The sequence below is a fragment of the Lysinibacillus sp. GW823-FHT06C08 genome, from assembly GCF_058795135.1.
Genome location: NZ_JBXAHN010000009.1, coordinates 1 through 16,970, shown reverse-complemented (window position 1 = coordinate 16,970; position 16,970 = coordinate 1). Strand labels below are relative to the sequence as shown.

Genomic DNA, 16,970 nt, shown 5'->3' with positions numbered 1-16,970 from the left:
TAGGAAGCGGGCACAATGGTATGCCCGCCCCTTATTCACTTTACTGTTCTTATTAACCGCTTATTTTCGCGATTTTACCTTGTTCAATGTAAACTAGCAGAATAGAAATATCTGCTGGGTTCACACCAGAAATACGAGAGGCTTGTGCAATGGAAAGCGGTGTAACTTGTTTTAATTTTTGACGCGCTTCTGTCGCTAAACCAGAAATCGCATCATAATCAATGTTTTCAGGGATTTTTTTATTTTCCATTTTATGCAGCTTCTCTACTTGTAGCAATGCCTTTTCGATATAGCCTTCATATTTAAGCTGAATTTCAATTTGCTCTTTTATTTCTTCTGTAAATTCAATATCTGCCGGGATTAATGAGGAAATCATCTCATAATGCATTTCTGGGCGTTTTAGTAAATCAGCGCCCCGAATTCCATCTTTTAATTCACTACCTCCAGCAGAACGAATAACAACTTGTGTAGCTTCATTCGGTTTAATAATTATTTCACGAAGACGTGCAATTTCATTGTCAATCAATGCTTTTTTCTCAACGAATTTTTCATATCGTTCTTGTGGAACCATGCCGATTTTATAGGCTAACTCTAATAATCGTAAATCAGCGTTATCATGACGTAACAATAAGCGATACTCTGCACGAGATGTTAGTAAACGATAAGGCTCGTTTGTTCCTTTTGTCACAAGATCATCGATGAGTACCCCAATATAGGCATCCGAACGACTAAGGATTAATTCCTCTTTACCAAGTACATTAGCTGCAGCATTCATTCCTGCCATTAATCCTTGGGCAGCCGCTTCCTCATAGCCCGATGTACCATTAATTTGGCCAGCTGTATATAAGCCTTTAATGCGCTTTGTTTCTAGTGTTGGCCACAATTGTGTAGGTACAATTGAATCATATTCAATGGCATAGCCAGCACGCATCATTTCTGCGTTCTCTAAGCCTGGGATTGATTTTAGTAAACGTGTTTGAACATGCTCTGGTAGGCTTGTTGATAAACCTTGAACATAAACCTCACGTGTATTACGTCCTTCTGGCTCTAAGAAAATTTGATGTCTCGGCTTATCGTTGAAGCGTACTACTTTATCTTCAATTGAAGGGCAGTAGCGTGGACCTGTCCCTTTAATCATCCCAGAATACATCGGTGAAAGATGTAAATTCGCCTCAATTATTTCATGTGTTTCAGGGCTTGTATACGTTAACCAGCAAGGTAGTTGGTCCATAATGAATTCCGTTGTTTCAAAACTAAATGCACGAGGAACTTCATCTCCTGGTTGAATTTCAGTTTTATCATAATCAATTGTACGATTATTAACACGTGGTGGTGTACCTGTTTTAAATCTAACAAGGTCAAAACCAAGCTCTTTTAAATTATCAGCTAAGCGAATTGACGGTTGTTGGTTATTAGGACCACTTGAATATTTTATATCCCCAATAATAATTTCACCGCGTAGGAAGGTACCTGTTGTGACAACTACTGTTTTGGCACGATAAATAGCACCGATTTGTGTAATAACCCCTGTTACTTCCCCATCCTCAATGATAAGTTCTTCTACCATTCCTTGATGGATTGTTAAGTTTTCGGTTTCCTCTAATATGCGTTTCATCTCTTGTTGATACAAAACTTTGTCAGCTTGCGCACGTAATGCACGTACAGCTGGGCCTTTTCCTGTATTTAACATTCGCATTTGAATATGTGTTTTATCTATAACTTTCCCCATGACGCCACCTAAAGCGTCTATTTCACGTACGACGATTCCTTTGGCAGGACCACCAATGGATGGATTACATGGCATAAATGCAATCATATCTAAGTTGATCGTTAACATCAGTGTGTTAGCACCCATTTTAGCCGCAGCATGTGCAGCTTCTGAACCTGCATGACCTGCGCCAATGACGATCACATCAAACGTGCCTGCCTCATATTTTGTTGGCATGCTCGTATCTTCCTTTCTTTCTTAAAGTTATTTTCCTAAACAAAACTGAGAAAATAGCTGGTTGATTAGGCTTTCTTGCACAGTGTCACCTATAATCTCACCAAGTAATTCCCAAGTTCTTGTGACATCAATTTGTACCATATCAACTGGAACTCCAGCTTGAGCAGCCGCTATTGCATCCTCAACTGTTGCCTGTGCTTGATGCAATAGTGCAATATGTCTTGCATTTGAAACATATGTTAAATCGCCCGCTTCAAGTTGCCCTTCAAAGAACAATGCAGCTATCGCTTCTTCTAGCTCTGTAACACCCTCCTCCTGTAAGAGAGAAGTTGTTACAATGCGATGTTTACCTGCTAGCTCTTTGACACGCGCTAAATTAATTTTTTGCGGTAGATCTGTTTTATTGATAATAACGATGTAGTCCATCGCCTCAATAGTTTCGAATAAACGCTCGTCCTCAGCAGTTAACTCATCTGCATAGTTTAATACAAATAATATTAAGTCTGCACCTCGAAGCGCTTCTCTCGAACGTTCTACGCCAATTCGTTCAACAATGTCTTCTGTCTCACGAATACCCGCTGTATCCACTAAACGAAGTGGAACACCGCGTACATTGACGTACTCTTCTATAATATCACGAGTAGTACCAGCAATATCTGTCACTATGGCCTTATTTTCCTGTACCAAGCTATTTAAAAGAGAAGATTTCCCTACATTTGGACGCCCCAAAATAACAGTCGATAAACCCTCTCGTAATATTTTCCCTTGAGAAGATGTTTGAAGAAGTTTAATAATTTCATCTCGTACCCATGTACATTTTTCTACTAAAACAGGTACAGTCATCTCTTCTACATCATCATACTCTGGATAATCTATATTAACCTCTACTTGCGCTAATGTCTCTAGTAAAGCTTGGCGCAAGTCACCAATAAGTCTTGATAATTTTCCATCCATCTGACCTAAGGCAACATTCATTGCTCGGTCTGTTTTGGCTCTTATCAAATCCATTACTGCTTCAGCCTGAGATAAATCAATACGCCCATTTAAAAACGCACGTTTAGTAAATTCACCTGGCTCTGCTAGTCTTGCTCCATTCGTTAATGCTAGTTGTAAAACACGATTAACTGAAACTAATCCACCGTGACAATTTATTTCAACTACGTCCTCGCGTGTGAAAGTTTTTGGACCACGCATTAATGATAGCATTACTTCCTCTACTACCTCTTTTGTTTTAGGATCCACTAAATGACCATAATGAATAGTGTGCGAATCCTTTGTCGTTAAACTTTTTCCACCTGGTGATTTAAATATTTTATCTGCAATCGCCACTGCTTCGTCCCCACTTAAACGAACGATGGCTATGGCACCTTCACCCATAGGTGTGGATATCGCAGCAATTGTATCAAACTCCATTTAATGACCTCCTTAACGTTATCCACATGTGGATAATCGAAACCGACCAATACTTACTAACACCTTAGACTAACATATTTTCAACAAAATCTAAAGTAAGGATCATTTCCAAATGTGGATAACAACCATTTTTTTATAGGACTGAATTTCGACAAAAATACTTATTCTTTGTCTCATAAAAAAAGGTCACTTTATCGCGAGGGATAAAATGACCTTTAAAACTATAGTGTCTGTATGTTTTTGAAAATAATCTAATTGTTTTTGACAGGCTCAATGACTAAATAACGATTAGGTTCTGAGCCTTCTGAATACGTCTCAAGATCAAGACGATTAGCTAATTGATTATGAATTATTTTTCTTTCGTATGACGGCATTGGTTCAAATGCCACACGTTGATTTGAACGTAATGCTTTATCCGCCATTCGATCAGCAAGTAACTCTAAAGCTACTTGTCGACGTTCGCGATAGTTTTCCACATCTAATTTCACCATTAAGAACTGCTTAGCGCTTTTATTGAGCACTAGCTGCGTTAATTGCTGTAAGGAATTTAATGTTTGACCACGTTTCCCGATAAGTAGAGCAGCTTTCTCACTTTTCAGCTGAAAATAAACGTATTTCCCTTCACGTGTCGTAGTTATTTCAAGATCATCAATATCCAATTGCTCAGCAATCGTTACTAAATAAGCTTTTGCCTCCTCAATTGGGTTTGCTGAATCTTCTTCCTCATTTTGTTCGTTTACAACTTTTTGAACAGCTTCGATTTCATTTGGTTGATCAGAAACTTGTGAACTGATTGTTTCAACATCATCTACTGCTAATTGTTTGTCTAATTGAGTCGTTATTTGCGATTCGGCTTCTTCACTTTCAATTACCGGAATCTGAACTTCCTTTACAGTTACACGAACTTCTGCGGAACGTGCACCAAAACCTAAAAATCCTTTTTTACCTTCTTGTAAAACTTCAACATCTACTTGTTCACGGGTTTTGCCAAGTTTCTGTAACGCCAATGAGATCGCTTCTTTTGTTGTTGCGCCTATTTGCGTAAGTTGTTTCACTTTTTAGCCCCTCCATTTTGAGCAGGTTGTGTTTTATCTTTATTCCAAGGCTTATAAATATACAGGTTTTGGAAAATCGAAATAATGTTCCCGATTACCCAATATAGTGATAATGCAGCTGGTAAGGCCATACCAAAAGCAATGATCATGAATGGCATAATATACATCATAATTTTCATTTGAGGATTATCCATTGCTGGTCCTGTACGTAATACGATAAATTGCATTAAACCTGCTGTAATTGCTAATGCAGGTGCAGGATCCGCTAGAGGGAAGATAAAGAAATTCCCTAAATCAAATGTAGATGTAGCATTCATACGGCTAATTGCATGATAGAAACCAATTAAAATTGGCATTTGAATGATTACTGGTAAACACCCTGCAAGTGGGTTTACACCTGATTCACTCATCAGCTTCATCATTTCTTGCTGATATTGTTGTTGTGTCTGAGCATCCTTAGAAGCATACTTCTTTTGCAGTTCCTTCAATTTTGGCTGAATTTCTTGCATCTTTTTAGAACTCTTTGTTTGTTTAATCATTAGTGGCAAAATTGCTAAACGAATAATAATCGTTACGGCAATGATCCCCCATGCGTACGTGCCAAGTAGCTCAGCAAAGTATTTTATCGCTGATACCAACGGCCAAACAATGAATTCATTCCAGAAGCCAGTGCTGTCTTTGGAAATTGGTTCATTGAATTCTGTACAACCAGATAGTAGTAGAGCTACTGATACTAGTGACAAAATTACCCAATGTTGTTTTTTCAACCTTCTTCCCCCTACAATTACTATTCACTTTTTCTAAATCTATATGCATCTTCTTTATTCACTGACTGACAGTTTCCTGCCCTAAAATCTGTGACATCTGACAGCAGCTTTATCTCAGCTTAAACAAAGATAAAGTTATCAGCTATTTTATCATGCCTATAACGTTTCACTCTACTAAATATTCTCACAATATACACTTATTCCTGAGTTTTGTGGCGAATTTAACATATTTTTAAGTGAAATCTAACGTTAAAAATACCCCTATACGTATACTTCCCTAGGTTATGGTATGCAATCTCACTCTCATTCTTAAAGCTAATAATACAGGCGCATTTTACCACTCGGTTGCATACATTACACTTTCTTCAATACCTTTGCGATTTTTAGTACATGTTGCAAACTTTGTTTCACTTCATGAAAATCCATAGTGGCCGCCGGTTGTCTGGCGATAATAACATAATCCATATTCGTCTTTAGATCATCCTTTAAGTCAAGAATACTATGTCGAATATAGCGTTTTATTTGGTTGCGTTTTACCGCATTCCCAAGCTTTTTACTAACCGATAAACCTACACGAAATTCTGTTTGTTCCTCTTTTGATAAAAAGTAAACAACAAACTGACGATTAGCGAAAGATTTACCTTTTTTAAACACCTTTTGAAAATCATCATTCTTCTTCACTCTTTGGCGTTTTTTCATTTCTTTCACCTGCTAATAGATAATATCTTTTGATCCTCATTTCTAGGTTTACCAAAAATAAAGAAAAAAAAGACCACTGATGTGGCTCAGTGGACTTATTTTATGCTGATAAAACTTTTCTTCCTTTACGACGACGAGCAGCAAGAACTTTGCGACCGTTTTTTGTGCTCATACGTGCGCGGAAACCGTGAACTTTACTGTGTTTACGTTTCTTTGGTTGATAAGTACGTTTCATTTATATAGACACCTCCTGATATATGAGTTGAATTTTTCAACATACAGACTCGAATATTATATAAAGTAACTAGTTATTTTGTCAATGTATTTCACAAATTTCTTTTAGGTAGTCATTCTATGTATCTAAATGAATCTACTTCATCTTCCCCCAATGACCATTCCAATACTCCGAAAAAAACAATATTACTAACTTTTTTTAAAAATATTTATCCACAGAATACTTGTTTTTTTTGCACAGAGTTGTGTATAGTGTTTTTTGCATATTTTTTTATCCACAACATTTATCTACAGCTTTTTCACATACGCAGTGCTTGTGGACAACTCTAAAGTGCATAACTACAAGCTATGTGGATAAGTTTCATAAACTATTGAAATAGCTTTGTTTTTCTGATACGATTACTGTGCTTCACTTTGTTGAAAACTGAAATGAACATTTTAATTATCCACAACTGTTAATATGCTGTGGATAATTTTTATCACAGCCTTTGGTTAACTTTTATCCACAACTTGTGATTATGTGGACGAGTTGTAAAATGAACGTATTTGCCATTTCTATAAATGCAATTTTTTTTTATGTATTGAACACTGTAAAGGAGATTAGTAGCTTGGAACATTTAGAAGAATTATGGAATAATGTCCTGGCTCAAGTTGAACAAAAAATTTCTAAACCAAGCTTCGAAACGTGGCTAAAGTCTACCAAATTACTGTCCTACAATGGCAGTGGTTCAACTGTGACAATTGCTGCGCCAAATTCGTTTGCTCGAGATTGGCTTGAGAATCATTATATTCATTTGATTACAGGTATATTAACGGAGCTTACAGGCGAAGACTTGCTTATTAAATTTGTTGTTCAAAAAAACCAGGATTCGGACGATTTTGATTTGCCGGCGCCGATTATCCAAGCAAAGAATAACGATCACCATGATATTTCACCGGGGATGCTAAACCCGAAGTATACTTTTGATACGTTTGTTATTGGCTCTGGTAACCGCTTTGCACATGCTGCCTCTCTAGCAGTTGCTGAAGCACCTGCAAAGGCTTATAACCCTTTCTTCATTTATGGGGGAGTTGGGCTTGGTAAGACGCACTTAATGCATGCCATTGGTCATTATGTTTTAGAGCATAATCCGAATGCAAAAGTAGTCTATTTATCATCTGAGAAATTTACAAATGAATTTATTAACTCTATTCGTGATAACAAAGCACTTGATTTTCGCAATAAGTACCGCAATGTGGATGTACTGCTAATTGATGATATTCAATTCCTTGCTGGAAAAGAATCAACTCAAGAAGAATTTTTCCACACGTTTAATACTTTACATGAAGAATCCAAGCAAATTGTTATATCAAGTGACCGACCTCCAAAGGAAATTCCAACATTAGAGGATCGGCTACGTTCACGTTTTGAATGGGGATTAATAACGGATATTGCACCTCCTGATTTGGAAACACGTATTGCTATTCTGCGTAAAAAAGCAAAAGCAGATGGTTTAGAGGTACCCAATGAGGTGATGCTCTATATTGCGAACCAGATTGACTCCAATATTAGGGAGCTTGAAGGTGCGCTTATTCGCGTCGTTGCCTATTCATCACTCGTAAACAAAGATATTAATGCCACACTTGCTGCAGAGGCACTAAAGGATATCATTCCTAATTCAAAGCCACGAACTGTGACAATATTAGACATTCAAAATGCTGTTGGTGAGCATTTTAGTATACGTTTAGAAGATTTTGTGGCGAAAAAGCGTACAAAGCTAATTGCTTTTCCTCGCCAAATTGCCATGTATTTATCACGCGAATTAACAGATTTTTCGCTGCCGAAAATTGGCGAAGAATTTGGGGGACGTGATCATACAACTGTGATTCATGCTCACGAAAAAATATCTTCTTTGTTGAAAAATGACGTCCAGCTTCAACAAGATGTTAAACAAATTCGTAGCATGCTAGGGAAGTAATTACTGTGGACAATCCTACTATTTAAACACAAACTTATACACAGTCTATCTACATGTGGATAGACTGATTTTATTCATAAAAAGGCACTTATCCACAAATCCACAGAGCCTATTACTATATCTTTTTTATTTTATATAAATAAATAATATAAATATGTGAGGGAAAACGAATGAAATTTGATATTTTACGTGACCGTTTATTAGAGGGTTTAAATGATGTCATGAAAGCAGTAAGTTCTAAAACAACTATCCCGATTTTAACAGGGATTAAAATTGATGTAACAGAAGAAGGTATTCGCTTAACAGGTAGTGATGCAGATATTACAATCCAAACATTTATCCCTGTTGAGGAAGATGGACAACAGATTATTCACATTGCAGAAACAGGATCAATAGTTGTACAAGCTCGTATGTTTAATGAAATTGTACGTAAATTACCAACAAATGATGTTGAAATCCATGTAACACCTGGTTTCCAAACTCATATTCGCTCTGGTAAATCTGAGTTCCATTTAATTGGCTCTGATGCAGCTGAATACCCATTATTACCAGAATTAACGGAAGATCAAAAATTTACTATTCCTGCTGATCTTCTAAAAACAATTATTCGTGAAACAGTGTTTGCAGTTGCCACTTCAGAAAGTAGACCGGTGTTGACAGGTGTAAACTGGCAGATTAAAAACGAAACATTAATCTGTGTTGCAACAGATAGTCACCGTTTAGCTAGACGTAAGGTACAACTGGAAAATTTACCAGAAGTTGAGCATAGTGTTGTTATCCCAGGAAAAAGTTTAAATGAGTTAAATAAAGTACTAGAGGATTCTACAAATCTTGTCCAAATTGTTATTACAAGTCAGCAAGTATTATTTAAAACAGGAGATGTTTTATTCTTCTCTCGTTTGTTAGAAGGAAATTACCCAGACACTACTCGCTTAATTCCGGAAGAATATCAAACTAATGTAACGATTAACGGCAAATCTTTATTGCAAGCTATTGACCGTGCCTCACTAGTAGCAAGAGGAGACCGTAATAATGTTGTCCGTTTTGAAATATTAGGCCACCAAGCAGTTGAAGTTTCTTCTAATTCACCTGAAATCGGTAAAGTACAAGAGGAAATTCCTGTTGAGTCATTAGAAGGGGAAGGTCTGAAAATTTCTTTTAGTGCCAAATATATGATGGAGGCATTGAAGGCAATCGACGGCCAAGATGTAGTTATTCAATTTACAGGCGCAATGAGACCGTTTATTTTACGCTCGGTTCATGACGATGCAATTTTACAATTAATTTTACCTGTACGTACTTACTAAAAATTTAAGATCTGTTAGGATAGTCGCAATTTGCGGCTATCTTTTTTACTTATGGGGAAATTTTAGGTATGATAGAGAGATAGTCAGTCTGTATTTGGAGGGGAACACACTATGCAGGACATTAAAATCGATGAGGAGTTCATCACGTTAGGGCAGCTATTAAAAATATCTGATGCCATTAGTTCAGGTGGAATGGCGAAGTGGTTTTTACAGGAAAATGCTGTATATGTCAATGGAGAAGTAGACGATCGTCGAGGTCGAAAATTACGTAACGGAGATGTTATAAATATACCAGGATGTGGTCGTTTTCAGATCGTAGGACCAACTGGGCAATAAACTATGCATATTGAACAAATAAAACTTACAAATTACCGTAATTATGATGCCTTAGCTTTAAACTTCTCTCCAAAAATTAATGTTTTCATTGGTGAAAATGCTCAAGGAAAAACAAATGTTATGGAGTCTATTTACGTATTAGCAATGGCTAAATCCCATCGAACAACGAACGATAAAGAATTGATACGTTGGGATTCAGACTATGGTAAAATAGAAGGGGCCGTTCAAAAAAGACATGGTATTTTACCGATTGAGCTTACGATTACAAAGAAGGGTAAAAAGGGCAAGATAAATCATATAGAGCAAAGTCGCCTTAGTCATTATATTGGCCAAATGAACGTCGTAATGTTTGCACCAGAGGATTTAAACGTTGTAAAGGGTAGTCCGCAAATACGCCGACGTTTTATTGATATGGAGATTGGGCAAATTTCGCCTGTCTATTTACATGATTTATTAACCTTTCAAAAAGTTTTAAAACAACGTAACCATTTCTTAAAGATGAACCAGGGCAAGTCCATGTCAAATGATGTGATGTATGAGGTTTATAATGAACAATATATTCATGCAGCTACCCAAATTATTCGTAAAAGATTTCAATTTATGGATTTATTGCAGGAGTGGGCTGAACCTATACATGCAGGTATATCACAAGGGAAGGAAACGCTCGTTATAAAATATCGTACGGTAGCTGGAATAGAAAAAGAACATTCTTCTAGCGAAATTGAAAATACTTTACATCAAAAATTGATGGAAGCAAGAGAACGCGAATTTGACAGAGGTGTGACGTTAGTAGGTCCACATCGTGATGATTTGCAGTTTTTAGTAAATGGCTATGATGTGCAAACATATGGCTCGCAAGGACAGCAGCGTACAACCGCATTGTCTTTAAAACTTGCTGAAATTGAATTAATTAAACAAGAAACAAATGAAACACCCATACTACTTTTAGATGATGTCTTGTCGGAACTTGATGATTATCGTCAATCGCATTTATTAAATACCATTCAAGGTGAAGTGCAAACCTTTGTCACAACTACAAGTGTTGAAGGAATTCATCATGAAACAATGGAGCAGGCTCAACTGTTCCACGTGAAACAAGGTGCGATAGAAAAAAGTTAGCCAGGGTAGTTTTTTAGATTACAAAAGAATGGTAATAGTCAGCTCGGTTGACTGTTCATTCATTTACACACAATGATGTTATGAAGGAGTAGATGAAAGCCGTGGCTATAGAGAACGAAGGTTTACAAAACCAAGCTTATGAGGCCGATCAGATACAGGTATTAGAAGGTTTAGAGGCAGTACGTAAAAGACCAGGGATGTATATCGGTTCAACAAGCTCAAAAGGGTTACACCACTTAGTATGGGAAATCGTTGATAATAGTATCGATGAAGCTCTAGCAGGATTTTGTACTGATATACAAGTAACAATTGAAAAAGAAAACTGGATTCGCGTAGAAGATAACGGTCGTGGTATTCCGGTCAGCATTCAAGAAAAGATGGGTAAGCCTGCTGTTGAAGTTATCATGACAGTTTTACATGCTGGTGGTAAATTTGGCGGTGGAGGCTACAAAGTTTCAGGTGGTCTACATGGAGTAGGGGCATCCGTTGTTAATGCTCTTTCTGCTGAAACAATTGTGCAAGTTCACCGCGAAGGTCATATTCATGAAATCAAATTCCAACGTGGAAAAACGATACAAGAGCTAAAAATTATTGGTGATACAGACCGTAATGGAACAACAACACGTTTTAAAGCGGACCCAGAAATTTTTAAAGAAACTACTGTTTATGAGTATGATATTTTAGCTCATCGTATTCGTGAATTGGCTTATTTAAATCGTGGAATCAAGATTACCATTGCCGATGAACGTGAAGGTGAGGAGCGTTCAACTACATATCACTATGAAGGTGGTATTCGTTCATATGTTGAGCACCTAAATCAATCTAAAGAGCCGATTCATGATCCGATTGATGTACTTGGAGAAAAAGATGGTATCTCGGTTGAGATTGCTATGCAATATAATGCCGGATTCTCTTCTAATATATTTTCATTTGCTAATAACATTAATACGTATGAAGGTGGTACACATGAGTCTGGTTTTAAAACAGCTCTTACACGCGTCATTAATGATTACGCACGAAAAGGTGGATTATTGAAAGAAGCTGATGCCAATTTGACAGGTGAGGATGTGCGCGAAGGCTTAACAGCTATTGTTTCTATTAAACATCCAGATCCTCAATTTGAGGGGCAAACAAAAACAAAGTTAGGGAACTCGGAAGTAAGTCAAATTACTAACGCTTTATTCTCGGATGGCTTTGAACGTTTTATGTTGGAAAATCCAACTGTTGCTCGCAAAGTTGTGGAAAAAGGTTTAATGGCAGCTCGTGCTCGTGTCGCAGCCAAAAAGGCCCGTGAATTTACTCGTCGTAAAAATGCACTTGAAGTGTCAAGTTTGCCTGGTAAATTGGCTGACTGTTCTTCAACGAATCCAGCTGATTGTGAAATCTATATTGTTGAGGGTGATTCTGCGGGAGGATCAGCTAAATCAGGACGTGATCGTCACTTCCAAGCAATATTGCCTTTACGTGGGAAAATTCTCAATGTTGAAAAGGCACGCTTAGATAAGATTTTATCGAACGCAGAAATCCGTGCCATGATTACAGCATTCGGTACTGGTATTGGAGAAGAGTTCAATTTAGAAAAGGCCCGTTATCATAAAATTATTATTATGACAGATGCCGATGTTGATGGTGCACATATTCGTACATTGCTTTTAACATTCTTCTTCCGTTTCCTTCGTCCACTTATAGAGGCAGGCTATATTTACATTGCGCAGCCACCACTTTATCAAGTGAAACAAGGTAAGCATGTTGAATATTGCTATGATGATGAAACATTAAAAGAAATTTTAGAACGACTACCAAAAATGCCAAAACCGAATGTACAACGTTATAAAGGTCTTGGTGAAATGAATGCTGAACAACTTTGGGATACTACAATGGATCCAGAGCACCGTACATTATTACAAGTAGAATTAGATGATGCAATTAAGGCTAACCAAGCATTTGAGCGTTTAATGGGCGATGAAGTTGAACCTCGTCGTCAATTTATTGAGGAAAATGCCGTTTACGCTAATTTAGATATCTAATTTTTCTTGAGAGGAGGTCTACACTTTGTCAGAACAAGAACGCTCCGGTGTTAAAGGAATTAATATTACAGAAGAAATTGAAACATCCTTTCTTGATTATGCAATGAGTGTAATTGTTTCACGTGCATTACCTGATGTACGTGATGGATTAAAACCAGTACATCGTCGTATTTTATATGGGATGCAGGAGTTAGGAAATACAGCAGATAAACCTTACAAAAAATCAGCACGTATTGTTGGTGATGTTATGGGTAAGTACCATCCACATGGTGACTCTTCCATTTATGATGCTATGGTACGTATGGCACAAGATTTTAGCTATCGTTATATGCTTGTTGACGGTCATGGGAACTTTGGTTCTGTTGATGGTGATGGAGCGGCAGCTATGCGTTATACAGAATCACGTATGTCTAAAATTGCGATGGAAATGCTACGTGATATCAATAAAGACACAATTGATTATACAGATAACTATGATGGCTCCGAAAAAGAACCGATTGTTTTACCAAGTCGTTATCCAAACTTATTAGTAAACGGTGCTGCAGGGATTGCCGTTGGTATGGCCACAAATATTCCTCCTCACCATTTGGGAGAAACGATTGATGCGGTTATAGCACTTTCTGAAAACCCAGCGATTACTACAGAGGAATTGATGGAAATCATCCCTGGCCCAGATTTCCCTACTGGCGGATTAATTTTAGGCCGTAGTGGGATTCGTAGAGCCTATGAATCTGGCCGTGGTTCTATTATTATTCGTGCGAAGGTGGAAATTGAGCAAAAGGCGAATGGTAAGGAAACTATCCTTGTTCATGAATTACCATACCAAGTAAATAAGGCTAAGCTGATTGAAAAAATAGCAGAGCTTGTGCGTGATAAAAAAATCGATGGTATTACGAATTTACGTGATGAGTCAGACCGTCGTGGTATGCGGGTAGTTATCGAGGTACGAAAAGATGCAAATGCAAATGTAGTGTTAAATAATCTATACAAACAAACAGCTATGCAATCAAGCTTTGGTATCAATATGCTGTCATTAGTAAATGGTCAGCCAAAGGTATTGGGCTTAAAAGAAATGCTATACCATTATTTAGAGCACCAAAAAGTTATTATTCGTCGTCGTACTGAATTCGATCTTCGAAAAGCAGAAGACCGTGCACATATTTTAGAAGGCTTACGAATTGCATTAGATCATATTGATGAAATAATTGCGATTATTCGTGGTTCACGTAGTGGTGAAGAAGCGAAGCCTCAATTAATGGAGCGTTTTAATTTATCAGAACGACAAGCTCAAGCAATTTTAGATATGCGTTTAGTTCGTTTAAGTGGCTTAGAGCGTGAAAAAATAGAAGCTGAATATCAAGAGCTTCAGGTTCTAATAGCTGAATTAAAGGCAATTTTAGCGGACGAAGCTAAAATTGTTGATATCATTCGTACTGAAATTTTAGAGCTGAAAGACCGCTATAGTGATATACGCCGTACTGAAATTACTTCTGGCGGTATTGAAATGATTGAAGATGAGGATCTAATTCCTGTTGAAAATTCAGTCGTTACTTTAACGCATAACGGCTATATTAAACGTTTAGCTGCGAATACATATCGTAGTCAGAAACGCGGTGGTCGTGGAGTTCAGGGAATGGGTACAAATGAAGATGACTTTGTAGAGCATCTTATGAATACCTCTACGCATGATACAATTCTATTCTTTACTTCCAAAGGTAAAGTATTTAGAGCGAAAGGTTACGAAATTCCAGAGTATGGTCGTACAGCTAAAGGGCTACCGATTGTTAACTTGCTCAATATCGATAAAGGTGAGAAAGTAACAGCGATGATTCGTGTTGGATCATTTGATGAAGATGCGTACTTTATCTTTACAACTAAAACGGGTATTACGAAACGTACACCTGTATCACAATTTGCCAACATTCGTACGAATGGTTTAATAGCTATCAGTTTACGAGAAGATGATGATCTTATTTCTGTTCGTTTAACAGATGGGGATAAGCAAATTATCATCGGTACACGTGATGGTATGCTTGTTCGTTTCCAGGAAGATGATATTCGTTCTATGGGACGTACAGCTGGTGGTGTACGAGGTATTAAACTTCGTGATGGTGACGAAGTAGTAGGTATGGAGATTGTTGAACCAGGACAAGAAATTTTAGTAGTTACTGAAAAAGGTTATGGTAAACGTACTTCTGAAGATGATTATCGTTTACAAAGCCGTGGTGGCGTTGGATTAAAAACAATGCAAATTACTGATAAAAATGGTCCGATGGTGGCTGTGAAAACAGTTGATGGTTCAGAGGATCTTATGCTTATAACTATTAACGGTATGCTTATTCGTATGGATGTTAATGATATTTCATTAATTGGGCGCAGCACACAGGGTGTTCGTTTAATTCGCTTAGGTGATGAAGAATTGGTTGCAACTGTGGCTAAGGTTGAAAAAGCAGAAGAATTGCCTGAAGACGAAGAGGAAATAGAGGAATAATTTAAACCGATGACGACAGCGTTCATGTCGATCATCGGTTTTTTATTATAAATAATGAAAAATAAGTAATTATTTTGAATTACATGATAAAATAAAAGTACCCTTATTTGAAGCAAGTTAAAGTGGAGAGGTGTTCATTTCATGGAAACAATACATGTTCCAATTTCAGAGTTAGGCGTTGGTAGAGTAATTTCTGAAGATATTTTTGCTAATACACAGTATCCTATCATCTTTAAAGATACAATGATTTCCCATGTACATTTACAAGTTTTCCAGGCATTTAATATTTTTAACGTCCCTGTTTATAAAAATCAAAACGATATTCGGTCGGAAAAGAAAGAAATTGATGTAGAAGTAGTAGTAGAGGACATTCCGACTTTTAGGAAGTCTTATAATCATTCTATTGAACAATTTAAAAAGGAATTTAAAAATTGGGAAGCGGGTGCTAAAGTAGATATCGCCAAAGCAAGAACCATTATATTGCCTTTGGTAGAAATGGTCTTGGAAGATCGAACAATTATTTTTGATTTAAATGAGTTTTCTAACCCTAAAGACTATTTATATCACCATAGTGTAGCAACAGCTTTGATTTCCTCTGTAGTTGCTCAAAAGTTAGGCTATGATAGAGGGACAACAATTCAAATTGCCATAGGTGGCCTATTAGCTGATTGTGGAATGGCTAAAGTACACCCCCGTATTCGAGATAAAAAGACACCTCTTACTGAGCAGGAGTTTGATGAAATTTATAAACATCCAATTTATAGCTATAACATGGTGAAGGATTTAACCATTTTAAAAGAAACTATGAAAGAGGCAATATTTCAACACCATGAACGTTTAAATGGAAGCGGGTATCCGAAAGGCGAAAAGATCGCTAATATTTCTATCTTTGCGCAAATCATTGCCGTGGCAGATGTATTCCATGCCATGACTTGTGAACGTGTATATAGGTCAAAGCAATCGTCGTTTAAAGTAATAGAAATGATTAATGAATCTGAGTTCGGTAAGTTTGATATTAAAGTGGTACGTGCATTAATCGATATTGTTGCGGATCTCCCTATAGGTACGATTGTTGAACTTTCTAACCTAGAGCGTGGAGAAGTCATGTTTGTAAATAAGTTTGCACCCACACGTCCTCTCATTAAATTAGTTCATACAGGCGAAATTTTTGATTTAGGAAAAAACCGCAGTTTTTATATTTCTCGAATCATTACTAATTTGTAGAAAGGCAAGCCATAATTATGGCTGCCTTTTTTCATTTATAGTAAGGATCATAATGTGGAGAGGTATACGGTTATATAAAGTATAGTACCTTCAATTTCCAACTTTCTCTTCTACTAGGCAATATACTATTTTTGCTTAGTATCAAGTGTTTGAATTGATAAATTTAATCTATTGAAATATTTTTAGATAATATGTTGACATAGTTGTCGAATCTTGATATTATTAGTGAGTCGCCAAGAGGTGACGCTGAAATAAACAACATGAACCTTGAAAACTGAACAAGCAAAACGTAATCAATAAAGTTTTTAGTAGCTAGCCTAGCTAGTGAACAAAACAAAATTTTGGACATCAAAATTGATGCCAGCAAAACAATTTGAGCTAATCAAATTTCTTTT

General features: G+C 36.9%; 13 protein-coding genes. 7 read left to right on the top strand and 6 right to left on the bottom strand.

The annotated features are described in order from the left end of the window. Positions 1-52 precede the first annotated feature (52 nt). From mnmG to rpmH, 6 genes are all read right to left on the bottom strand, one after another. Positions 53-1,945 (bottom strand): tRNA uridine-5-carboxymethylaminomethyl(34) synthesis enzyme MnmG, encoded by a 1,893-nt coding sequence (gene mnmG / locus AC1Q6O_RS18395; RefSeq protein ID WP_008177977.1) that lies wholly within the window; start codon positions 1,943-1,945, stop codon positions 53-55. Positions 1,946-1,972: 27 nt separating this feature from the next. Then, the gene (gene mnmE, locus AC1Q6O_RS18390; RefSeq protein WP_008177979.1) at positions 1,973-3,358 is read right to left on the bottom strand and encodes a tRNA uridine-5-carboxymethylaminomethyl(34) synthesis GTPase MnmE; all 1,386 of its coding nucleotides are present in this window, start codon (positions 3,356-3,358) and stop codon (positions 1,973-1,975) included. Between the two features lie 251 nt (positions 3,359-3,609). Continuing rightward, positions 3,610-4,413: an RNA-binding cell elongation regulator Jag/EloR gene (gene jag, locus AC1Q6O_RS18385; RefSeq protein ID WP_008177981.1), complete on the bottom strand. Its 804-nt coding sequence runs from the start codon at positions 4,411-4,413 to the stop codon at positions 3,610-3,612. Next, positions 4,410-5,180, bottom strand: coding sequence for a membrane protein insertase YidC (gene yidC / locus AC1Q6O_RS18380; protein ID WP_008177983.1), 771 nt, complete (start codon positions 5,178-5,180; stop codon positions 4,410-4,412). The genes jag and yidC overlap by 4 nt, the downstream gene beginning before the upstream one ends. Before the next feature lie 354 nt (positions 5,181-5,534). Continuing rightward, the gene (rnpA, locus tag AC1Q6O_RS18375) at positions 5,535-5,879 is read right to left on the bottom strand and encodes a ribonuclease P protein component (RefSeq protein ID WP_043990425.1); all 345 of its coding nucleotides are present in this window, start codon (positions 5,877-5,879) and stop codon (positions 5,535-5,537) included. A gap of 100 nt (positions 5,880-5,979) precedes the next feature. Beyond that, positions 5,980-6,114, bottom strand: a complete 135-nt coding sequence (gene rpmH, locus AC1Q6O_RS18370) for a 50S ribosomal protein L34 (protein WP_004233310.1) — start codon at positions 6,112-6,114, stop codon at positions 5,980-5,982. Between the two features lie 607 nt (positions 6,115-6,721). On the opposite strand from rpmH, the gene dnaA reads away from it, so the two are divergent. The 7 genes from dnaA to AC1Q6O_RS18335 all read left to right on the top strand — a co-directional run bounded on the left by dnaA (position 6,722) and on the right by AC1Q6O_RS18335 (position 16,575). After that, complete coding sequence (gene dnaA, locus AC1Q6O_RS18365; RefSeq protein WP_008177987.1) at positions 6,722-8,071, top strand: chromosomal replication initiator protein DnaA; 1,350 nt, start codon at positions 6,722-6,724, stop codon at positions 8,069-8,071. Positions 8,072-8,241: 170 nt separating this feature from the next. After that, a complete protein-coding gene (gene dnaN, locus AC1Q6O_RS18360) occupies positions 8,242-9,378 on the top strand; it encodes a DNA polymerase III subunit beta (RefSeq protein ID WP_089986464.1) in 1,137 nt (378 codons plus the stop codon). A gap of 111 nt (positions 9,379-9,489) precedes the next feature. Next, positions 9,490-9,714, top strand: coding sequence for a S4 domain-containing protein YaaA (gene yaaA / locus AC1Q6O_RS18355; RefSeq protein WP_008177990.1), 225 nt, complete (start codon positions 9,490-9,492; stop codon positions 9,712-9,714). A gap of 3 nt (positions 9,715-9,717) precedes the next feature. Then, a complete protein-coding gene (recF, locus tag AC1Q6O_RS18350; protein WP_008177992.1) occupies positions 9,718-10,833 on the top strand; it encodes a DNA replication/repair protein RecF in 1,116 nt (371 codons plus the stop codon). Between the two features lie 92 nt (positions 10,834-10,925). Further along, a complete protein-coding gene (gene gyrB, locus AC1Q6O_RS18345; protein WP_089986465.1) occupies positions 10,926-12,860 on the top strand; it encodes a DNA topoisomerase (ATP-hydrolyzing) subunit B in 1,935 nt (644 codons plus the stop codon). 25 nt (positions 12,861-12,885) lie between these two features. Then, positions 12,886-15,351: a DNA gyrase subunit A gene (gyrA, locus tag AC1Q6O_RS18340; protein ID WP_008177996.1), complete on the top strand. Its 2,466-nt coding sequence runs from the start codon at positions 12,886-12,888 to the stop codon at positions 15,349-15,351. A 141-nt stretch (positions 15,352-15,492) separates the two neighbouring features. Beyond that, complete coding sequence (locus AC1Q6O_RS18335) at positions 15,493-16,575, top strand: HD-GYP domain-containing protein (RefSeq protein ID WP_008177998.1); 1,083 nt, start codon at positions 15,493-15,495, stop codon at positions 16,573-16,575. The last annotated feature ends 395 nt before the right edge of the window (positions 16,576-16,970 follow it).